Annotated in this window: 20 protein-coding genes, 1 other RNA gene and 1 pseudogene; 10 read left to right on the top strand and 12 right to left on the bottom strand. The window is 39.1% G+C overall.

Annotated features, from left to right (window positions below; all coding sequences use genetic code 11):
• Positions 1 to 11 precede the first annotated feature (11 nt).
• Entirely contained in the window at positions 12 to 875 is an 864-nt protein-coding gene (locus tag LEP1GSC195_RS08635) for a hypothetical protein (RefSeq protein ID WP_015681274.1), read from the bottom strand.
• A 58-nt stretch (positions 876 to 933) separates the two neighbouring features.
• On the opposite strand from LEP1GSC195_RS08635, the gene LEP1GSC195_RS08630 reads away from it, so the two are divergent.
• From LEP1GSC195_RS08630 to hemH, 5 genes are all read left to right on the top strand, one after another.
• Positions 934 to 1,482: a polyhydroxyalkanoate synthesis regulator DNA-binding domain-containing protein gene (locus LEP1GSC195_RS08630; RefSeq protein ID WP_039926971.1), complete on the top strand. Its 549-nt coding sequence runs from the start codon at positions 934 to 936 to the stop codon at positions 1,480 to 1,482.
• Positions 1,483 to 1,528: 46 nt separating this feature from the next.
• On the top strand, positions 1,529 to 2,413 hold the full coding sequence (locus tag LEP1GSC195_RS08625; RefSeq protein WP_015682274.1) for a HEAT repeat domain-containing protein: 885 nt from the start codon (positions 1,529 to 1,531) through the stop codon (positions 2,411 to 2,413).
• 66 nt (positions 2,414 to 2,479) lie between these two features.
• Positions 2,480 to 3,394 (top strand): cysteine synthase A, encoded by a 915-nt coding sequence (gene cysK / locus LEP1GSC195_RS08620; protein ID WP_015680755.1) that lies wholly within the window; start codon positions 2,480 to 2,482, stop codon positions 3,392 to 3,394.
• Between the two features lie 57 nt (positions 3,395 to 3,451).
• A complete protein-coding gene (topA, locus tag LEP1GSC195_RS08615; RefSeq protein ID WP_051122361.1) occupies positions 3,452 to 5,341 on the top strand; it encodes a type I DNA topoisomerase in 1,890 nt (629 codons plus the stop codon).
• Positions 5,331 to 6,416, top strand: a complete 1,086-nt coding sequence (gene hemH, locus LEP1GSC195_RS08610; RefSeq protein ID WP_015682209.1) for a ferrochelatase — start codon at positions 5,331 to 5,333, stop codon at positions 6,414 to 6,416. The genes topA and hemH overlap by 11 nt, the downstream gene beginning before the upstream one ends.
• Here hemH and LEP1GSC195_RS08605 read toward each other — a convergent pair.
• From LEP1GSC195_RS08605 to LEP1GSC195_RS08575, 7 genes are read right to left on the bottom strand one after another with little or no spacing between them, the layout of a single operon-like run.
• On the bottom strand, positions 6,390 to 7,601 hold the full coding sequence (locus tag LEP1GSC195_RS08605; protein ID WP_040506587.1) for a protoporphyrinogen/coproporphyrinogen oxidase: 1,212 nt from the start codon (positions 7,599 to 7,601) through the stop codon (positions 6,390 to 6,392). The two genes, hemH and LEP1GSC195_RS08605, sit on opposite strands and share 27 nt — an antisense overlap.
• Entirely contained in the window at positions 7,598 to 8,938 is a 1,341-nt protein-coding gene (gene hemN, locus LEP1GSC195_RS08600; protein WP_015682575.1) for an oxygen-independent coproporphyrinogen III oxidase, read from the bottom strand. The genes LEP1GSC195_RS08605 and hemN overlap by 4 nt, the downstream gene beginning before the upstream one ends.
• Positions 8,935 to 9,978, bottom strand: a complete 1,044-nt coding sequence (locus LEP1GSC195_RS08595) for a uroporphyrinogen decarboxylase family protein (protein ID WP_015680876.1) — start codon at positions 9,976 to 9,978, stop codon at positions 8,935 to 8,937. Before LEP1GSC195_RS08595 ends, hemN begins: the two co-directional genes overlap by 4 nt.
• Positions 9,975 to 11,258 carry a glutamate-1-semialdehyde 2,1-aminomutase gene (gene hemL / locus LEP1GSC195_RS08590; protein WP_015680663.1) on the bottom strand — a complete coding sequence of 428 codons (1,284 nt, stop codon included), beginning with the start codon at positions 11,256 to 11,258 and terminating at the stop codon, positions 9,975 to 9,977. Before hemL ends, LEP1GSC195_RS08595 begins: the two co-directional genes overlap by 4 nt.
• Positions 11,255 to 12,208, bottom strand: a complete 954-nt coding sequence (gene hemB, locus LEP1GSC195_RS08585) for a porphobilinogen synthase (protein ID WP_015682372.1) — start codon at positions 12,206 to 12,208, stop codon at positions 11,255 to 11,257. The genes hemL and hemB overlap by 4 nt, the downstream gene beginning before the upstream one ends.
• Positions 12,205 to 13,740 carry a hydroxymethylbilane synthase gene (gene hemC / locus LEP1GSC195_RS08580; protein ID WP_015680835.1) on the bottom strand — a complete coding sequence of 512 codons (1,536 nt, stop codon included), beginning with the start codon at positions 13,738 to 13,740 and terminating at the stop codon, positions 12,205 to 12,207. Before hemC ends, hemB begins: the two co-directional genes overlap by 4 nt.
• Positions 13,733 to 14,602 carry an NAD(P)-binding domain-containing protein gene (locus LEP1GSC195_RS08575; protein ID WP_015681591.1) on the bottom strand — a complete coding sequence of 290 codons (870 nt, stop codon included), beginning with the start codon at positions 14,600 to 14,602 and terminating at the stop codon, positions 13,733 to 13,735. The genes hemC and LEP1GSC195_RS08575 overlap by 8 nt, the downstream gene beginning before the upstream one ends.
• 106 nt (positions 14,603 to 14,708) lie before the next feature.
• Here LEP1GSC195_RS08575 and msrB point away from each other — a divergent pair, with 106 nt between their 5' ends.
• On the top strand, positions 14,709 to 15,092 hold the full coding sequence (gene msrB, locus LEP1GSC195_RS08570; RefSeq protein WP_015681985.1) for a peptide-methionine (R)-S-oxide reductase MsrB: 384 nt from the start codon (positions 14,709 to 14,711) through the stop codon (positions 15,090 to 15,092).
• An 83-nt stretch (positions 15,093 to 15,175) separates the two neighbouring features.
• Here msrB and LEP1GSC195_RS08565 read toward each other — a convergent pair whose 3' ends face one another.
• The gene (locus tag LEP1GSC195_RS08565; RefSeq protein WP_015681832.1) at positions 15,176 to 15,622 is read right to left on the bottom strand and encodes an LEPBI_I1174 family sigma 54-regulated protein; all 447 of its coding nucleotides are present in this window, start codon (positions 15,620 to 15,622) and stop codon (positions 15,176 to 15,178) included.
• A gap of 105 nt (positions 15,623 to 15,727) precedes the next feature.
• Between LEP1GSC195_RS08565 and rnpB the strand changes: the two genes are divergently transcribed.
• An RNA gene (gene rnpB, locus LEP1GSC195_RS19385) (RNase P RNA component class A) lies at positions 15,728 to 16,077 on the top strand.
• A gap of 1,193 nt (positions 16,078 to 17,270) precedes the next feature.
• Here the strand turns inward: rnpB and LEP1GSC195_RS20280 are convergent.
• Positions 17,271 to 17,618 (bottom strand): annotated as a pseudogene (locus LEP1GSC195_RS20280) (nuclease-related domain-containing protein); the annotation flags it as partial.
• A gap of 43 nt (positions 17,619 to 17,661) precedes the next feature.
• On the opposite strand from LEP1GSC195_RS20280, the gene LEP1GSC195_RS08550 reads away from it, so the two are divergent.
• Entirely contained in the window at positions 17,662 to 18,267 is a 606-nt protein-coding gene (locus LEP1GSC195_RS08550; protein WP_015681678.1) for an LBF_1134 family protein, read from the top strand.
• Here the strand turns inward: LEP1GSC195_RS08550 and LEP1GSC195_RS08545 are convergent.
• Positions 18,264 to 18,857, bottom strand: a complete 594-nt coding sequence (locus LEP1GSC195_RS08545) for a precorrin-2 dehydrogenase/sirohydrochlorin ferrochelatase family protein (protein WP_015681651.1) — start codon at positions 18,855 to 18,857, stop codon at positions 18,264 to 18,266. The genes LEP1GSC195_RS08550 and LEP1GSC195_RS08545 overlap by 4 nt on opposite strands.
• A complete protein-coding gene (gene cobA, locus LEP1GSC195_RS08540) occupies positions 18,854 to 19,639 on the bottom strand; it encodes a uroporphyrinogen-III C-methyltransferase (protein ID WP_015681325.1) in 786 nt (261 codons plus the stop codon). Before cobA ends, LEP1GSC195_RS08545 begins: the two co-directional genes overlap by 4 nt.
• A gap of 41 nt (positions 19,640 to 19,680) precedes the next feature.
• Between cobA and LEP1GSC195_RS19835 the strand changes: the two genes are divergently transcribed.
• Entirely contained in the window at positions 19,681 to 19,818 is a 138-nt protein-coding gene (locus LEP1GSC195_RS19835) for a hypothetical protein (protein ID WP_198012774.1), read from the top strand.
• A complete protein-coding gene (locus tag LEP1GSC195_RS08535; RefSeq protein WP_015682657.1) occupies positions 19,805 to 21,574 on the top strand; it encodes a diflavin oxidoreductase in 1,770 nt (589 codons plus the stop codon). Before LEP1GSC195_RS19835 ends, LEP1GSC195_RS08535 begins: the two co-directional genes overlap by 14 nt.

The raw sequence follows: 21,574 nt of genomic DNA, 5'->3' as shown, positions 1-21,574 counted from the left end.
ATTGAGAGTGATCATAAAAACCAATTATAAAGATCTAAGAGATTTTGAATTTGTGGGAAGACCGGTGTTTTCTTTAAAACCGTTGTTTCAACTAGCTGCATTGCTATCGGAATTTGTTTTTCTTGGAAAGTAAAACTGAGTTTGGAAACAGAATTTGAGATTTCCTTCCAATCACTGCGTTCTTTCGATTCCTCGCTAAGAGGGAAAGAGTGGAGTAACACATCCCAAAAATCAGATTTAGAAACAAGTACTTCTGAGATGGTTCCAATTCCTGTTTTTAAATCCCTATAAAGGTGTTCCTTCATAAAGTCTTTGATTCCAATGGATAAAAACTGTTTTTCTCTTTTTAGTTTGGAAAGTTCGGGAATTACGGTTCTTGGATCCATTACATCCCAATCTAAAATAAGAAAATGACAGGGCCCTGTTTGGATTCGTTTGTAAAGAAACTCTATACTCCCTTCAGTAAATACAGTTTGCCCCATCGATTTTAAAAAAACTGACAGGTGTTTGTCAAGTGTTTGGTCTTTTGTGTAAACAACCCAAGTTAATTTTGACATAGGTAAGGTTTTACATGGCAAAGTATGGATTTCTGTGTATGGTTTTTCCCAAAGTAGCGAGACACCTATGTTTTTATAAATTTCCTTTTCTTCTTTTGTGAAATTACCGCATAATATTGGTTCGATGCTCCAATCAAGTAATTCTTTTGCAATCTCTGGCGTTGGTTTGGAAAAAATACGAATGGAATCGGGATGGTCTTTCCAAGTTTTCTGCGTACATTCTTTTACGACGAATCCTTGCACTTGTAACCATGATACCAGCAGGTTTTTTTCAAGGTCCGGAAGTTGTGTCAAAACAGCACCGAATAGAGAGTCCATTACGATTGTATTTTAGTTGACCCCCTAGGCTTGAAAGTCATTTTAAAAAGCATCTCCGATGAAGCTCCTTAAGCGATACGCAAACCGCAGACTCTATGATCCAGAAACTAGTTCCACAATCACGTTAGAAGATGTGGCTAAGATGATCATCGGGGGAGAAGAAATCAAAGTCCAAGACAATATGACAGGAGAAGACATCACTCCTAAAATTTTGGGACAGACCTTTCTTAAGGTAAGTTTAGGACAAAGAAACGAAGATTTTTCTAACTTTATGTTAACCTCTCTCATCAGAGAAACGGGTCGGGATGTTTCTGGACTTTTCGAACGATTGATTCTTGGAGGAATAGGTGCCAACTACCTCACTTCCGAACGATTGGAAAAAATTGTGACTTCCATGGTGGAACTAGGGGAACTGAAGGAAGCAGATTTTAGCCACTACCGAGAAGACCTGCTTCGTAAAATGGCTTCGAGAGCCAGCGAGAAAAAGGAACAAATCCAAAGGGATTTGGAAAAATTTAGCCAATCTATTCTGGAAGAAGATAAAGCCACTCTCGGTGATCTTTCCGAAAAATTAAAAGAAGTCGCAGAAAAACTAAAAGAAAATTAATAGAAATCACCTAGTTTTCCCGTCCTCTAATTAGAGGTAGTTTAGAATGATTCGAAGATTTGTTTGGCTTTTTTATGTACTCTTACCATGGGCTCTTTTGGCAGAGAGTAGCGAACGTTTTTTCGAGATCCAACGCACACGACTATCCTCATCTAATGTATCCGAAATTCGGGATGCGATTGACCAGCTTACATTTGTTAATTCAAGTCAAGGAATCCGCGACATCATTTCCGCTATGGAAGGCTCCCCAAATTTTCCTACGAGTCCTGCAAATGCACCGGCCGTTAAGTTTTATGCAGCAAAGGCCTTGGGGATCAAAGGAGACAAACTCGCAGTTCCTCATTTAATCAAAACTTACCAAAAAGAATCCGCCAATATTTCCGAACACAATCCGCTGAAAGTGCGCACTTGGAAAGATGGTGTTGCTGACAGCACTTCCGTTTCTAGTCCCTACTTTTATGAGGAGGCGGAGATTCCCATCACTCTAACTTGCGGAGAAATTTTGCGGACTTTAGGATCCTTACCGCTAACATCGGAATCGGAGTCCACCATCAAATCAGCACTGTTGAGTTCTAATTTTTACCTCAGAAGTTCTGCCGCCGATGCACTTTATCTTTCTGGAAAAAAAGAGGCAGTTTCCAATTTGTCTGAAGCGCTTAGCAAAGAGACAGTTCCTTATGCGAAAATTTCTATTCTGGCTGCTGTGGTAGGACTGGAACGATTGCCTAACCAAAATTATAAGGCTGTTTTAGAATCACTGGTAGATAAAGATCCGCAAGTCCGGGCCAAGGCATCGGATGCACTCCGCAGATTGAACTTCCGAATTTCGGCACCTTACTTAGAAAAGGTGATTCAGACTGAAAGTGATTCTAAAGTTTTAAAACAAATGAAATCTGATTACCAATTTCTCATTTCTTTTCATACACCTTGAGAATTCTTTATTTTCATTGTGGACAAATCCGCTTTTTCTTCTAAAATGTGACAGAGTGGAGAAATTATGAAAATAAATAGCATTCTAGAAGCCATCGGAAATACACCTCACGTTAGACTGTCACGACTTTTTGGAACCGACCATGAAGTTTATATGAAACTCGAAAGACAAAACCCTGGTGGATCCATCAAAGATCGGATTGCTCTTGCGATGATTGAAGAAGCAGAGAAGTCAGGAAAATTAAAAAAAGATTCTTTTATCGTAGAACCTACTTCTGGTAACACTGGTATTGGTCTTGCTATGGTAGCAGCTGTTAAAGGGTATGCCATCACTCTTGTTATGCCAGAACATATGTCAGTAGAAAGAAGAAGGATTATGGCAGCTTATGGTGCAAAGTTTGAACTCACTCCTAGAGAAAAAGGAATGCCTGGAGCCATTGCCAAAGCTCAAGAGATTGTTGCTGCCAATCCGAATGCATGGATGCCTCAACAGTTCGAAAACGAAGCAAACATCGCCGTTCATAGAGAAAAAACTGCAGAAGAAATTGCAAAAGATTTTCCAGAAGGTCTCGACTACATCATTACGGGAGTAGGTACAGGTGGTCACATCACTGGTTGTGCTGAAAACCTCAAAAAAAGATTTCCTAAACTCAAAGTATTTGCTGTAGAGCCAGAAGGTTCCCCAGTGCTTAGCGGTGGAAAACCAGGTCCACACCCACTCCAAGGAATTGGTGCTGGTTTTATTCCTAAGAATTGTAAAACGGAACTTTTGGATGGAATCATCACTGTAGGTAAAGATGAAGCCTTCACGATGGCTGTCCTTGCTGCCAAAAAAGAAGGAATCTTTATTGGAACTTCTTCGGGAGCAAGCCTTGCTGCTGTTGCAAAAAAACTAAAAGAAATTCCCGCAGGTTCCAAAGTTCTTACCTTCTGTTATGACACAGGAGAGAGATACCTATCTGTGGAAGGTTTATTCGTTTAATAGGTTTTTAAGATCACCAAACTCCTAATAGTCGAATCACCGACAAAAGCAACAACAATCGCATCCTATTTAGATAAGGACTGGGTTGTTGTTGCGACCAAAGGTCATATCAAAGACCTTCCTCCCAAATCTTATGGGGTGGATATTCAGAATCAATTTGAACCCGAATATGAATGGCTAAAAGGAAAAAAAACAGTTTTTTCCGCCATCAAAACCAAAGCCAAATTAGCCTCAATTATTTACATTGCCAGTGACCCCGATCGTGAAGGGGAAATTATCGCCAAACATTGCTATGACGAGTTAATTAAACTAAAAAAACCAATTTTTCGACTTCGATTGAAAGAAATATCTAAAGAGGAAGTGAGTCGCCAGATCCAACTAAAGTCTGGATTAGATCTCGCAGAAATTGAATCACAGATCGCACGAAGAGTGGTGGATCGTATTTTTGGTTTCGAAGTTTCCCCTGATTTGTGGAAACAATTAAGAATCTCTTCTTTATCGGCGGGTCGGGTTCAATCCACCGTCTTACATTGGATTTGCGAAAGGGAAAAAGAAATTCAAAATTTCTCCAAAGAAATATTTTACCAATTGAAGTTAAAGGGATCTGTATCCAACGAACCCGTTGTTTTAGACCACCAAACAAAGGATAAATTGGATTCTAAATCCATACAAAATCTAATTTCGGAAATAGAAATCCTACCGGAACCAACCAGGTTAAAAGAAATATTATTATCCCAAATTAAAAAGAAAAATATCAAAAGAAATCCACCTCTTGCATTTTCCACCGCTAGTTTGCAGGAAACGAGCTTTCGTGTTTTAGGTTTTGATTCCAAAAAAACAATGAAATTGGCTCAAATGTTATTTGAGGGTAAACGCATCGGTTCAGGAGAAAGGGTAGGCCTTATCACCTATATGCGTACTGACAGTACCAGAATTTCCGATTCAAAACGGGTATTAGGTGAAGAGTATTTAAAAAAACATTTTCCTAGTTTAGTTTCAGTTAGCAGTTTTACACCTAAAAAACAAAAAAAATATTCTCAAGATGCACATGAGGCAGTCATTCCCGCAAATCCAAATTTCAGTCCCGATTCGATTGCATCCTATTTATCGCCCGATGAGAGAAAACTTTATTCCTTAATCTGGGAGCGTTTTTTAGTTTCTTTGATGAAGCCAGAGTTAGGTGAAGAAACTGTTTATGAATTTCAGAAAAATAAACATACCTTCATCTATAAAAATGAATTCATTACAGATCCTGGGTTTAAAGCTTTTGCCAAGGCAGAAAAGAAAAAGCCACAAAAACGATTGGATTGGAAATTGGGGGATCGTTTTATCTATGAGTCCTATTCTGTAGAGGAAAAACAAACCGAACCTCCCGTTCGTTACACCCAAGGAAAACTTGTCCAAAAGATGGAAGATACGGGTGTAGGTCGGCCATCTACGTACGGAAGTATCATCGAGACTTTAAAAACTCGGAAATACATTGTAGAATACCACAAGTCCATAGGTCCTACGGCTCTTGGTATGAAAGTGAATGAATATCTTTTTCTGAACTTTGACGATATGATCGGTGAGTCTTTTACAAAAGATTTGGAAGAAAAATTAGACCAAGTTACAGACAAAAAAGAATCACGAGTCGCTCTCATCCAAGTTTTTTATGAAAGTCTAATTCGTATCTTACGAAGTCCTAGAAAAAAAACGAATCAAACTGCTAACACCCCTAGTACAAAAGAAATGGAAGCAGGAACTAATGAATCATCGCTAAAGAAATCTGCCTCTAACCGAAAAGAAAAAGAACCTTTTGTTTCTTTCTCCCCTAGTCTAAAAGGTCAAAACATTTGTCCGGTGTGTAAGGAGGGTGTGGTGAAAACCAAACTAGGGAAAAAAGGAAAAACCATTTATTTTTGTTCCCGTTATCCGCATTGTGACTACATTACTTATGAACTATAAACAAAAGAAAACTCTCATCCTTGTCAATTTGGGTGGTCCAAGAACCACAGAGGAAATTGAAGTTTTTTTGACTGATTTGTTTACTGATCCATTTGTTTTTGATTTGCCTCTGCCTGAATTTTTACGCCTACCTCTTGCCCGTTTTATCGCGAAGAAACGAACTCCTAAAGTAAAAAAAATCTATGAGTCTATGGGATTTGGCGGTGGCTCCCCATTGGTTTCTGAAACAGAAAAACAAGCCAGAACACTAGAGCAAATACTGAACCAAAAGACAGATATCAATTGGACGGTGAAAGTGGCGATGACCTGTGGATTTCCTCATATCAGAGATCCAAAATTTGAAAAACCAGGTCCAGACACAGTCTATCTGCCGTTATACCCTCAGTATTCAAGATCTACTGTCTTATCTACACTCAGTCATTTAGAAAAAAAGTTTCATGAATGTCCTGTGGGAAGTGGTGGGTATGTTCCCAGTTTTGCCGCCGATCCAATCTTTCACCAAATCACCGCTAGGTTTATTTCCGAATTCTTTAGTGGAGATCTAAAGGCAGAGGATTTTTTGCATTTTCCCAAAGGAAAATTCGATGGAGACTGGAAGGATTTGGATTTGGTTTTTTCTGCTCACGGTGTTCCCATGCGCCTCATTCATAAGGGTGATCGGTATATGCAGGAAATTGAATCTTCTGTAGAAGGAATTACGGAACAACTTCGATCGTATGGATTTCGTGGACAAACACATATATCGTACCAGAGTAAAGTGGGACCGGCAAAGTGGACTGAGCCAAGTTCTTTACAGATGATTGAGTCCCTTTCCAAAGAGGGAAAACAAATCGCAGTTTACCCAATTAGTTTTGTGAGTGATCATTTGGAAACTTTAGAAGAAATAGGAGAACAGTTTAAGGATCTTGCTTTAGAATCGGGTGCAAAATCTTTTACTCGGATTCCTGCATTTGGAATCTATCTTCCGTTTCTGGAGTTTTTGGCAGAGAAAGTATTAAAGACAGATTCTATAATCCGTCATTGTACTTGTAAGGAAATGGGTGGTGAGTCACTCCCTACTTGTCGATTCAAATAGAGACCGAAGGCCTATTCCTTTGCGATAGTTTCCAAAAAATCGAATGTTTTTTCCTTTGGCAATCCAGCCCGATTCCAAATCATCCAATCGTTTGTTGAATAAAAATAATTTTCTATCGTAAGCGGGAAAAGCCCCCTTCCAAGAAGTGACATACACTGCTTTTGGAGTATCTGTTTTTTTTGTAATTTGATTTCTATCCTTCTCTAAAATGGATTCCCAAGAAATGGTTTCGTCTGTTTTTGCTGCACTTGGATAAATCCAAGTTTCTGAATGAAGACCTCCATTGGCTCTATCTGGGAAAATATCTGAATTGGATAAAACACCAAGAGCATGGATTCCTTCGTTTTTTCCAAAAAGAATTCCAAAACAAGGTTTCTTTGTTAGGTGAATCTTTCCAAATCTTGTGATCGTTGTGATGGAAAGTAAATTAGGAGATTCTTCTTTTTTGATTTGATTGCCGAGAAGTGGGAGTAGATTTTTCAAGGACATACAAACTCTGATTTTCCCTTCCCACTTTAAGATATCCTCCAAACTTTCAGATTGGAATTGAGTTTTAATTTGAATTTTTGGTTTTAAATACGCAATCAGATGCGATACTAAATCTTCCATTCCCTTGGGAAAGGAAACAGTTCCGTAGGTTTTTTCTTTGTTCTTTTTTACTTCTTTTAGGATCGTACTCTTTCCCGAACCATCCCATTTAGAAAAAATAGATTCGGCTTGGAGTGAGTCGAGTCTTGTTCCATACACTCCACCTATGGCTGGTTCCATAATGTTTTTTGTGACAGAGATTCCAAACATTTGGCCTGCCCAAGTTTCAAAGTTTTGTTCTTCATTAAACTTTAACTTTTTAAAACCAACTGTATAGAGTAGTCTTAACCCAGTAAAAATAGAAATGGGGAGTCTTGAAAGTTTTTGATGGATCCAAAAATAGCGTCTTTTAGATGCCTTATTGGGATAAAGTGGAACCAGCCCAATGTCATCTAACATAGATTTCATTGAATCTGTGAGTAATACTCCATTTGCTGCAAGTTCTACCAAACCTTCTTCTACGGTTTTTGTTCCAATCAAACCACCTAATCTATCTGACAATTCATAAAGGGTTACAGAGTCCCCTCGTTTTGTATGGTGGTAGGCGAGAAACAATCCTGTAATTCCTCCTCCTATGATATGAACTTGTTCACTCATATTGCTTTTGAAAATACAGGTTTTGTTGGCTGGCTAAGCTGCAATTTCTCATCAAAAGCCATAGCTACAATTCGTAAAAAAGGTTTTCCTGCTTCCGTGACAGTGAGTGTATCGCCTTGCCATTGGACGAGGTGGTCTGATTCCATTTCTTGCAAGAAGTTAAATACATGAGATTTCATCTCAGAGGGAACATCTACCTTCCAAGAAGTCATCAAATCTAAAATCAATTGTTTTCTAATTTGATCAGACTTTGTGAGTTTGTGCCCACGAAGGATGGGAATGATTCCATCCAGTATGGACTTACGATATTTCATTTCTAGTTTTTGGTTTTGGAAAAAAAGATCGGGAGTTTCTGAAATCGATGAAGATCCAAGTCCTAACATAACATCTGTTTTGGATTCACTATAACCCATAAAATTTCTATGTAGTTTATTTGTGTTAAAAGCTTTCCATAGTTTGTCATGAGGAAGGGCAAAATGATCCATTCCAATTTCCCTATAACCTTCCTTTTCTAATAAAGTCCTTCCGATTTCGTATAAGTCTCGTTTTATGGTCGCCTCGGGAAGATCTTTTTCTGTGAATAATCTTTGGGATGCTTTGATCCAAGGTACATGGGCATAAGAATAAAAGGCAATTCTATCTGGTTTAAGTTCTAATGTTCTTTCGATGGAATATTTCATGGAATCCAAAGTTTGTTTGGGAAGTCCGTAAATAAGATCAAAATTGATGGAATCAAAACCTAAAGCCCTTGCTTCCAAAGTAATATTTTCTGTAAGTTCAAAAGGTTGGATGCGGTTGACGAGTCGTTGTACCTCGGGATCAAAATCTTGAACCCCAAGACTAATTCTACGGAATCCTAGTTTTTGTAATAGTTTCAGTTGAGAGACTCTTGTCCTTCTTGGGTCAACTTCAATGGAATACTGCGGATCCTCTGTGGGATTTAGTTTGTTTAGAATAAACTCAATCGTAGACTGTAGATGATAGTCTGATAAATATGTGGGACTCCCTCCACCTAAATGAAGTTCGCTTAAATTTTTCCCGTTAAGACTTGTTACTTTTTCTGTATATAGTTGTAATTCATTTTTAAGAGCCGCTACATAGGGTTCTTCCACTGTATGATTTTTGGTAATTGAAGTGTTACATCCACAAAAAGTACAAAGTGTTTCACAAAAGGGTATGTGTAGGTATAAAGCTAGTTTTGATTCTTTGGGGGATAGGTGTGTTTCCAGAGATTGGATACATTCTTCCAGTGTCGGGGAATCTGTCCAATACGGAACGGTAGGGTAACTAGTATATCTCGGTGCGGGTGTATCGTATTTTTCAAGTAGGTGCTTCATTTGCCAAATACCTTTCTTGTTTCATCAATGAGTAGGTGGACCGAACTTTCTGGTGTGAATTGGAGAACTCCATGGCCAAGGCCAGCCACCCAACCTTTTCTTTCTTCTGGATCTAAGTCTTTGATTGGTAAAAGATATTCGTTAATCTTTTGTTTGAGAATTGAGGTTTCCGCAAATAGGAGCTCCTGATCAAAATTTCCTTGGATAAAACCTTTCCCAGCAAAATCTTTTAGTGTTTGTTTGATCGAAAATCGATGATCCACACCGAAACCTGCTAAATTCGGAATCTCATGGATTTGTCTGACTTGTTCTTCTGTGGAATTTTTAGCGTAATATCCGATTTGTTTTGGGAATAGTTTGGCAAATTCTGAAATTGGTCCTGTCACATAACGTTGGAAGTTGTAAGGATCTAACATTCCTGCTGCGGTGTCAAAAATCATAACTACTTCTGCACCACCTTGCAATTGTGATTCGATATTTTCTTTAAGAAGTGGTACAAGTAGGGAATAGAATTTATCTACAAAGTTTTGGTTGGTTTTGATAAATGATAAGTTTCCGTCATGTTTTCCAATACTTGCATAAGTCATTAAAGTAAATGGGCCACCCACAAAGCCGATTAAGGAAACATCTTTGGGTAATACTTCTCTTGTTCGTAAGACGGCTTCTTTTTGAAACTTCAGTCCTTCGATGGCTTCCTCGGGTGATTTTAAACGTAATAAATCATTTTCTGAAGTCAAAGAAAAGGAAAGTTTAGGACCTGGATCATAAGTCAAACCCATACCCAGTGCTTCTAAAGGAAAAAGAAGGTCGGAGAACAAGATACTTACATCAAATCCAAATTCCCGAACAGGTCCAAGAGCAACTTCTGCTGCAAGTTCCGGTTGTTTGCATAACTCCATAAAACTATAAGTTTCTTTTAGTTTACGGTAATGTGAGTGGTAACGTCCCGCTTGGCGCATAAACCAAATGGGTGGAAGGTCTTGCGGAACTAAATTTAAGGCATTTGCAAATCTTTCATTTCTAAATTGAGTGGTGATCATTTTACTTCCTGTAATGCCTTTTTGGTTTTATTTAATGTTGCTTCTATAATTTCATCGCTATGCGCAGTGGATAAAAATCCAACCTCATACCCGCTAGGTGCTAAATACACTCCCTGGTTTAGAAGTTTATGGAAGAATGTAGCAAACCTTGTTTTGTGATCACCGGGAATACCCGCTATCGTTCGAATGGGATCCTTCGTTTTCCCTTTGAGCCAAAAGAGACTTCCGTAAGTAACGGCTTCCCAATTGGAATCACCAGATTCGCCTAGAAGTTTTAAAATCCCAGAGGTGAGTTGTTTGGTTTTGGATTCCAATTCTGGATAAGGATTTTCATTCCACGCTTTGGTTAAGGTTTTGAGGCCAGCCCGCATACCGATCGGATTTGCCGATAAAGTTCCCGCTTGGTAAACAGGGCCACTTGGTGCCACTAAATCCATAAGTTCTTTTTTACCTGCATAGGCGCCGACAGGAAAACCACCGCCGATGATTTTTCCATAACACACTAAGTCCGGAACAATTCCAGTAAGACCTGCCATCCCTTGGAACGAAACTCGGAAACCAGAGATCACTTCATCAAACAAGAGTAATACGCCGTATTTAGTTGTGAGTTCTCTGCACTTCTTTAAAAATTCAATTCTTTGGGGAAGGAGTCCGTAATTTGCTGGAATTGGTTCAATGATTAGGCAAGCAATTTCCTTTCCTTGTGTTTGGAACAATTCTTCTAAAGTTTTTTCATCGTCTAACGGTAGTACGAGGGTATTCTGGATGATTTCAGGGCCAATCCCTTTGCTATCACTGGAACTTAATCCAGCAAGGCCAGAGCCAGCTTTTACGAGTAGTTGGTCTAAATGGCCATGGTAACAACCGTCAAATTTTAAAATTTTGCTCCTGCCAGTAGCTGCTCTTGCCACGCGAAGGGCACTCATCACAGCTTCCGTTCCTGAGTTGACAAAACGAATTTTTTCGGCCCAAGGAATGCGGCTTGTGATAAACTCGGCAAGTTCTAAGGAATACGGCTCACAGGCTCCAAAAGACCATGCCTTTTTTACTGTATCTTCTACCACTTCTTGGATTTCCGGATGTCTATGTCCAAAAAGGAGTGGTCCGAAACTTAGACAATAATCGATATATTCTTTTCCTTCGACTGACTTTAAATAGGCGCCATTGGCTTCACTAAAGAAAACGGGTGTGCCTCCCACAGAAGCAAAGGAACGAACAGGGCTATGTACTCCCCCTGGAACCACTTGTTTCGAACGAAGAAATAATTCTTCTGAATTCATGAATACAACCTTTGTGCTATCCTCGCACCATAAGTAATTAAATAGGACGAACCAGCTCTCCTAAAGACATCCCAGGTTTCTTTTAATCCGTCCTCAAAATTTAAAAAACCTTCTTTGGCTAAGTATACAAGACTTGCATACTCGCCACTCACTTGATAAGCCCCAGTAGGGAGTCCTGTTTTTTCTTTGATAGGACCAATGAGATCAATGGCAGTCATTCCTGGTTTGACCATAAGTAAGTCGGCACCTTCTTCTTTATCACGAATGGATGTGTGGATGGCTGTATCTCGATCACGCACATCTAGTTGGTATCCACTTCTATCTCCAAACTGCGGGGAAGAATCTGCGGCACCACGAAAAGGTCCATAAAAGTTACTTTTGAATTTTGTCGAATAACTCATGATTGGCACCATGGTATGTTCGTTAGCATCTAATATTTTTCTGTGAGATCCAACGCGTCCATCCATCATATCACTCGGAGCAATACCGTCAGCTCCAGCATCAGCATAAATGAGTGCAAGATCAGACAATCGTTTGAGTGTTAGTTCTAGATCTATGGTTCCTGATTTATGGAAGTGGCAACAATGGCCAGTGGTTGTCACAGAACAAATACAAGTATCAAGCCATAGGAACATGTTCGGGAATTCTTTCTTGATCGCGCTAATATTGGTGTGGTAAAAGTTTTTTGGAAAACCTGTATCCGATTTGTCTTTAGGAACCATAAACAATAAAAACTGAGAGACACCGGCTTTTAGATCAGATTCAATTTGTTGGAAAATTGATTTATCGGTATCACGAAAAACTCCAGGTAAACCTTTGATCGGTTCTTTTTCATCGATGCCTTCTGCAAGGAAAAGGGGTTGGATCATCTTATTTACGTTAAGTGATCCTGTTTCCCCTAAGTTTCTTAAATATTGGTTGGAACGTAGTCGAAGTGTTTGTTTTTTCATGGTTTTATATACCTTTCTACCCAAGAATCAAAAGATAATGATACAAAAACTCGCGTTGCGGCACCTTCATCACCTATCGTTTGTTTGATTTTTTTAAATGTGGAACCTGGGCCTACAAAGTGAATGACCTTTAATAATTCGGGAAATCGTTTTGTGACGATATCAAACTCGGAACCGCTTCTCCAGTAAGCTACCTTGATTTTAGAAGTATCAAAGGGAACTGGGATTTCTGGTGCCGATACAAAGTATGTCGGGATGACTGGATAAATACTATTAATTTTGTCCGAATCTACATGCGTGAGTTTGACGAAATTTGTTTTCCGCCCCAAAAGCAAATCGATCATCGGAGGTTCACTTTCACCTAATCCATCACAGGTTCCATTTACCCAAAATCCTCTGAGTGCGAGGTCTTTCCAGGTAGAGAGACCCGCTGACCAAAGAATTTGGTTTGTTGGATTAACCGATAAGTCCAAAGGAAAGGCATAACCACGGGAGACAAATACATCCACATCTTTGGGAATAGAATAGGTAAGCCGTTCTCTTTGCCTTGCCGCCATTTTAGCGTTTGGTGGCCAAACTTCGCTTCGATCGAACTTTAGATTTGGAGTGTCTGATAATTCTTTGGAAAATAGAGTTTTCCCGTCTTCTGTTTCTCCTCTAACGAATGTTATTTTTCCATAACCTCTTGTTAAAACGGAAACTCCGATTTTTTGATGGCAGCCACCACCGTACTTGGATAATATTTTTCTTTCTTCGTTTGCAGTGAGTTCAGCATTCACATCAGAGATTTCTCTCAGTAGCGATTCGAGATGTTTATCTTCTTTTCTAATCTCTGCGCAGAGAGCTCCTTGTGCCGGTGCACTCGGAAAGATTGATGATGGCATCACCATAAACAAGGAGAGGTTTATCGTTTCTCTGATAAGTTGTTTGACTTCCTTTAGTTCTGGGATCTTGTTTTCATCATCATCAAAACCAAGAATCCGATCTAAAGCAGCTTTTGCGACTAAGATACCACCATTTTCATGATCCAAATACTTTCGCAGTCTCGTTTGGATATTCCCTCTTACAGATTCAATTTTAACTTCAAATGAATTGATAGGAGTTGGAAAATAGGATTTTATGAAATCGCGAATGTGATGTTCTCTTCTCGGTGAAGAGGTAAGAATTGTAATGTCTGTTGGTGCAGAGATCCATTTATTTCGTTTAAATAATAGAACATCCCGAACATCTTCCCGTGGTAAGATTGGTATTAGGGTAGTTTCGTTTCGTTCTCTTAAGTCCATATCTTTCCAGGAATGGATGACAATATCAATTTTTGATTTTAGTAAGTCTTCTTGTAGATCTTTGGTAAAAATTCCTTGGCCAGCAAACTGCCATAGCGGAGTTTTTAAATCTTTGTCACCGGCGGATTCACGAAACACTGGTAGAAATTCTTTTGTATTGTTTTTCTCCTGGAGTGCTTTGATTACAGAAAAAATTTGAATACGAGAGAGTAGGGAGGACCTTCCTCCAACTTTGATAAGTTCAGACAAGTAAATCTTCCCATCCATTCATAATATGTATCTGTTCTTCCTCCCTCTCCCGAGTAAGCTCCGTAAGAAAGAATTGTAAGTCCATTTTCACCGATTGGATTTGTTCGTCGGTTTCTTGCAGATCATTGAGAATTTTCGATAAGGGAATATAATTTGTATATTTGGATTCGCTAAAAGCAGTTTCACGAAAATCCAAAATCAATGATGAACTTCCAATCATTGATTCCCAGTTAAATGGCAAAAAACTAGAAGCAATAACAATGGCTTCGGTACTCGGTTTGTAATCTTCCCAGTGATGAGTTGTGATTGAGAACGCCTTTTGTAATTCGGCCATTTTTGTTTGGTTTCGTCCAATGAGACGAACTTCCTTTTCTTTTGAAACAAGATAAGGAAGAATGGAAGTAGCGAGTTTCCCTGTTCCGAGTAGAGTCACCGTCTTATGTTTTTGTAAATAAGAATCGGCAACACTTCCGTAAGTTTGCCTTCCGATTCCTGTTAAGTATTTAGAGCGAATTTGTTTTGTGTGTTCTAAAATTTGGTCCCGCAATCTTAAGAGAGAGAGAGCAAAATTAGAGTCAGTCACCCTTTCTTCTCGGAAACGATCTCGGAACTGAGCTTGGATTTCTGATTCGCCAAATAATTTGGATCGTAAACCGGAAACAACTTCGAGCAGAAATCGATAGGCTTCAAAACCATGGAACACTTCGTGACCTTTGTAAAATCGTTCCTCTTCTGTAATGGGAAACAAACGACGATCCCCAAATGCAATGGTTCTTTGGCATGTTTGCCAAACCTCTAGACCAGCGTCGTCTAAAGTCTTGATGGGATCATTTGAGTGTAATAGAATCAGGTTTGACCACATAGTTTTATTCTATCAAATACAAGGTTCCAACTGTCACAAGATTGTCAGTCTCTAAAAAAATAAAATATGATATTGAAACTAAGTCTCAATTATAAAGGAATGGATAATGATGAATGAAGAAAATTGGAAAGAAAAACTCACTCCCTTACAATACCAAGTGACACGTGAAAAAGGCACCGAACGGCCGTTTACTGGTGAATACTACGAACATAAAGAGAAGGGAACTTACCTTTGTGTTTGTTGTGGCGAAGCCTTATTTTCTTCCAATGCAAAGTATGATTCTGGTAGTGGTTGGCCTAGTTATTATGAGCCAGTTCGTAAGGAAGTTGTGGCCACTGAATCAGACGGAACCCATGGCATGATACGAACAGAAATCCATTGTCAAAATTGTGGAGCTCATCTTGGTCATGTGTTTCCTGATGGTCCCAAACCAACGGGTTTACGTTATTGTGTGAATTCTGCTTCCTTAAAGTTCCAAAAAGAAACTTAAAGAAGTGAGATCTTCTTATCAGTGCTGGTTTTCTGTGTAGGAGGAGATTCTGCTAGGATTAAGAGTGTTGTATCGAAGTTATCTTACTCTTTTAACCAGGAGACTTCAATACAACCTTCTGGTTTCCTATTGTCGGGAACTACGGCACGATCTAGGGCTACTGCTCCCAGATTGACACCGATACGAAGCGCAATCCGTTTGGCGAGGTGGGAGTATTGGTTTGCTTCACAACGGTTTCCGAGTCGAGATTCTAATTTAGAAATCTGTAAAAGAAGGCTGGCATTTCCTTCGGACTCTTTCATTCCAATGGCATGTTTGAGTTGGATGGCTTTTTTTAAATCTTCCCGAGCCGAAAGTAAGTCATTGGTTTCCATTTTCAAAATGGCCCTCTCTTCGAGACTTACAATCACAGAAGGGATGCGAGACAAACGAGTGGCTCTTAGGATGTCGTCTGCGGACTCATCTAAGATGGGATTTGCATGCAAACCAAAAGAAATGATGAATAGTATAGCAATTTGGTATTTGATCATACAGTAGGTGCCTCGCTTGACTCCCTAACACTACAGATTGCATAATTTGTGCCAATTAGAAGAAATACTCATAGACGAGTTCGGACCTGAGTTTCCAATGAAATTGACTCTGGCCGAGCGATCGCTCTTTTGTCTCCTTCTGGGGGCAAGGGGGAGGAAAGTCCGGACACTAGGGGACAATCGGACCGAGTAACACTTGGGCTTTTGGATTCCAGAAATGGGACCTGAGGGACGGAAAGTGCAACAGAAAGAAAACCGCCTACCTTGGTAGGTAAGGGTGAAATGGTGGGGTAAGAGCCCACCGCTTTGTTTGTGAGAATAAAGGCTTGGTAAACCCTCCGATGTGCAATCTCAAGTAAACAACCGTTATGAGCATGTCCCGCCAGGTTGTGGGTAGAGAGCATTAGATAAATGATCGCATAGAACAGAATCCGGCTTACGGGCCAGAGTCACCTTTTTTTAAAATAGTTTGGATCACTTCTTCTTCCTTGGGTGGGTAGAATACACAAACTAAACTTCTAATTTTCAAAATGGTTTCAGCAAGAGACGTTCTTGTTTCTAATTGGTCCCAGTTTTCATAACCAATGATGATTCCGCAAGTTTCCTCCATTCCAGCAAATTCTTTTGCAGAATAGTTTCTCATAGAGTTCTCGTCTAAAAATTGTTTTAATCCATTTTGAGATATAGATTCTTCCGATTTGTATATCACAACAATTTCATCATTTTCCACATCTAATACCTTTTTTGCATATCCAAAACACCATCGAATTTGATCTGTTAGGTCCTCATCTGCTTTTATGAATTGAATATCGGAAAGATTACTTTGTATCGGGGATTCAGAAAAATCATCGAGTAGTGTATTTGCAAAATTGACAATTTCTGGAGAGTTTCGAATATTACGTTTGATATCCCATACATGGATGGAAAGGGAATTCCAATATTCTAACATCGGCGACTCTAAATATTTGAAACGTCTGGAAATAAAAAGAATCCATTTTTTGTTTTCCCAAAAGTATTTAGATAAATATAAAAAAACTTCCTTTTCAGGAGGAAAATTTAAAATATCTTCGATCCCATCTGCAATCAGAAGGTCAATGTTGTTATGATTGATTTCTGAAATGTTGGCTATAAGTTCAATATTTTCTTTTTCTGGAATATTTGTTAGTTCTTCTTTCCAGATTTCGTAGAGTGCCTTGGCTCCTTGCCACAATAATACTTTTTTACCGGCTCGTGCGTTTTGTAAGGCCAACTCTCCTGCAAGGATCGACTTTCCAGAACCTGTACTTCCGAAAACCAGATTATGTGGATAGTTGTTAATTCCTTCCACCAATTCGAATTGTTCTTTTGTAAAAAATAATAAATTCTCTTCTTCCTTTTCTTTCTGAGAACGAAAAGTCTGAAAGAAGTTTAGATTTTTTTTGATGATTTCATGTGCTTTCACGAGCACTGATTCTGGTAGAGGTTCTCTATTGTAACGAAAGAGAATCGATTCTAATATAGAATTTAGGTCAATTTCATCTTCTACTTCTTTGCCACCAAACACATACAGATGTTGGTCATTTGGTAGGTGAAATTCTTTTCTTTCATTTTTTAAAAAGAAGATAGCACTATCATAATAATCTGCTGGAAACAAATCCACAAGTTGGTTGTGGTTTTTGAAAAACTCACGGACTAGATCCCTTTGAGTCACCACTTGTTCGATAGGGCTTGTATACGATTTCCCTTCCACTGGGTTCCAATCCCTTGCGCGAACATTATAAAATTCCCATTCGCCTTTTCTTTGCCTCCACTTTCCATTTTTTAATTCGATAGTGATGACTCCATACGGTGAGACCACAAGGAAGTCGATTTCTCGCATGGGAACATCTGGTGTAATGAGGGTAATCGAATAATAGATATTACAAGGAATGCGGATTTCTTTAGAAAAACGGTTATAGAAATGGGACTCGAGCGAAACATCTTTCGCTTTTCCGTGAAACTGTTTTGGATAGATCATTTTTTAGTTCTGCAAACTGGCCACCAGTGTTTCCATTGGTGATATGAAACTGATACCACCAACCGTATTTTTCTGCCTATTGTTTTGTGCCTGTGCCGGTGGGAATATTAAAATAAAGATTCGGCCAGACCTTTCCGGAGATCTCGTTTTATACCAAAAAAAGATTACCAAAAAACCTTCTGGTGTTTTCTTCGGTTCCGGTCTGAAAGCTACGGGAGAACTTGAGATCAGCATTAAAGAGAGGGCTTATCAATTTTCCAATTATACTCATATCCTACCTCCCGGATTTCGGTTCATTGAATTTACTGAAGACCAAATCGGGGAAATCCAATTAGTTGTGGATACAAGTAAGTCCTCTCCACTTTTGAAGGCCTTGGAAATTAACCGAGAGGAAATTGATTCTATTTTGAAAGAAGCAAAACAGAGAGATGATTTACTGCGTTTTAATACGCTTGTGGAATTCATTCAGTTTGAAGTCCAGTTTCCCTTTCCCATTAAAAAAGTAAAATTTGCAGACCCAAGGACACCGGGTGAGTGGACAGCAAGGTTAGATAGTAACGAAAAGATGATAGTGAATATACCTTTACATTCCGTTTGGGCCAATGAACACCAACTAACAATAATTCAAATTTATCCAGATTCGAACTAAGATTTGTGAAAGTATTTAGAATTTAAATTTTGAATGATTTCTTTTAAGGCCTTTCTTCTTTCCTGAGGTTCGGGAAGGATTTCTTTTAATTTCCTTCGCATAAGAAAAAGTCTGTCCATAAGTTCATAGTCTTCTTCCGGAAGAATTTCTTCAAAGAGTTTGCGCAAAGTAGAGGACACACCGGCAAATTTTCCATCGGTGGAAATGGCAAATTGGACAGGGCCAATAGATACGGATGAGGATGAGTAAAAATCACAATTTTTGGGATCATCCACGGAGTTGACCCAAATTCCTTTCTCTTTGGCAACTTTTCGAAAATTTCGATTAATTTCAGAATCACTCGTTGCTAAAAAAATAATATCACGATGATTTAGATCTTCTTCTTGGACTGCACGTTGTTCTACAGCGATGTTTGGGTATTTGTTTAAAAAAGTTTTAACTTCTTCACTGAATTCAATGGAGACAACTTGGAGTTTGGCTCCAGTAAATTCAAGACCTACTAATTTTTCTAAACAAGCATTCCCACCACCCACGATCAGAATATTTTTGTTTTCTAAATTTAAAAAAATGGGATATTTTTTGAAACTCATTCTGCAAATAAACTTGTGAGTGTAAATTTTTGAATTTTATCTTTTCGATGGAGTAGGGGACGGATTGCTTCTCCCACATAAAGGATTCCAGGGCCAGAAGATTGTTTTTGAATTCCGTCTAACAGAGTATCTGCGAGAATCGATGTTGTATAAGTTGGATTTATACTTCCGACATTTTCAGCAAGAACAATGGGAGTTGTATCTTTGATTCCTTTTTGGATTAATCTTTCTGCGAGTTCCCTTGTTTTTTTACTGCCCATGAGAATGGCGATAGTTCCTAAAAAATTCTCCATCCCGATCCAACTTCGTTCATCTTCCAAGATAGTGTGTCCATCGAGAATAATGATTTGTCTGGAAATTCCGCGAACGGTGAGTGAGAGACCTAAGTCTGCGACTCCAGTCGTTACCGAACTCACACCGGGAACCACTTCAAAAGGAATCCCGACTTCTTCCAAGCTTTGGATTTCCTCGGCAAGCCTCCCGAAAATGGAAGCGTCTCCGCCTTTCAAGCGCACCACTCGTTTTCCTTCTTTTGCAAATTCGACTAACAATGAATTGATTTCTGGTTGGGTGCGGGCATGTTCGTTTGCTCTTTTTCCCACATAAAGGATCTGGGCATTCTCCGGAAATAGGTCTAAAAATTCGGGATCGAGGAGGGCGTCGTAGAGAATGACATCGGCAGATTCAATTCGGTTTCGGCCTCGGAAGGTCAAAAGGTCAATGGGGCCTGGGCCACCACTCACAAAACTGACAAATCCATGTTCTGTCTTATTGGAGGACATATCTGTTATACCTTGCGACATTGTAAGAAATAGTCAAGTGAATGGCTAATAATTTCTACAAAATCTCCATTTTTTTGGTTTACTTGGGCCATATCTCTGGGGAAAGATTCAATTTATCAGACTTTTTGGATGTTTTACTGGAATCCAAATCAAAAATAGGTTTTTATGCTATCCGATGAGAAACGCAATCGATTTTTACAACTACTGAAGGAATCCACCAAAGACGAATGGGTGTGGATGTCTGGATATTTGTCTGCTCTGACTCAACCGAGCATCGGGGGCAGCAGCGTGGATGTTTCCTTCACACCTCCTGTAAGTATTGATTCAGGGAATGATCCTTTACATGGAAATTTAAAAACCCAACCCATCCAATGTAGTGTTGTGTATGGAACAGAAACAGGAAATTCCAAAAAACTAGGAACAGAGCTTGTTAAAAAATTAAAGGAACTAGGTGTCTCCGCCAAACTAAAAAGTACAGATACATACAAAGCCAAGGACCTGAAAGAAGAAGAGTATTTATTTGTTATCGTATCGACTCATGGAGATGGGGAACCACCGCAAGCAGCCAAACCATTCATTCAAATTTTGGCAGACTCAAAAGATTCGTTAGCAAAAGTAAAGTTCGCTGTACTTGGGTTAGGTGATACAAGTTATCCATTGTTTTGCCAAACCGGTGAAGATGTCGATTCAATGCTTTCCAAATTGGGTGCAGAACGTATCCAACCTCTTGGAAAATGTGATGTAGATTTTGATTTAGTAGCAAAACCTTGGATGAGTGAACTCATTTCACAACTAAATGCTCGATCGAAAACCGCTACAACTCAAAACACAACCCAGACACAAACCCCAATAGCGAAACCCGCTTCCGGTGGAAAGGTAGTCTACGAAGGTTCTGTTGTCACGAATATTGTTTTAAATGATATAGGTGCTAGTAAATCCACAAGACATATCGAAATCAAAACACCTGTTCCTATTGATTACCAACCAGGGGACAGTGCTGGTTTTCTTGCATACAATCGTGATGAGGAAGTGAACCGAATTTTATCTTTATTAAAAACGGATCGTGAGTCCCGCGTTACCTATAAAGGGGAAACCTGGATGGCTTATGATTTGTTTCGTAAAAAAGTATCGGTTCGTTTTTTACCAGATCGAGTGATTCAAAAATATGCGACACTTGTAGGAAAAGAAATCCCTTCCGGGAAAACAGATTTAGATGTACTTCTGACGCTTCATCCTTCGGAAAAAAAAATAGAACTCCAAACACTCGTAGATGTTTTAGAACCCATTGTTCCGAGATATTATTCTATCGCTTCGAGTCCATCTGCCCATGGGGAAGATGAAGTTCACCTAACGGTTGCAGAAGTAGAGATAGAAACCTTTACAGGTATTAAAACTGGTTTTTGTTCGGGATTTTTAGCGGAATTAAAAGAGGGAGAAGTGGTTCCCTTCTTTATCCAAAGAAACAATTCCTTCCGATTGCCAAGTCCTGATACGGATATTATTATGATTGGGCCAGGAACTGGTGTTGCTCCTTTTAGAAGTTTTTTATTTGAAAGGGAACAGAATGCTGGGAATGGACGGAACTGGTTATTTTTTGGAGAACGAAACTTTGTCTCTGATTTTTATTACCAGACAGAACTTTTAGAGTTAATGGATACAGGCGTATTACATAGATTAAATGCTGCATTCTCTAGAGATACAAAACAAAAAGTATATGTGCAAGATCGTATGGGTGAAAATGCCGCAGAACTTTTAAAGTGGATCGAAAATGGAGCAGTGATTTATCTTTGCGGATCCAAAGACCCAATGAGTAAAGATGTAGACCGCAAACTCATTGAAATTCTTTCAGAAAGAACATTTGATACAGGAAAAGATGCTTCCGATTATTTAAAAGAATTGGAAGAAGCCGGTCGCTACATTAAGGACGTTTACTGA

It is taken from the genome of Leptospira wolbachii serovar Codice str. CDC (assembly GCF_000332515.2).
Taxonomy (GTDB): Bacteria; Spirochaetota; Leptospiria; order Leptospirales; family Leptospiraceae; genus Leptospira_A; species Leptospira_A wolbachii.
This window is presented reverse-complemented; position numbering and strand designations above follow the sequence as displayed.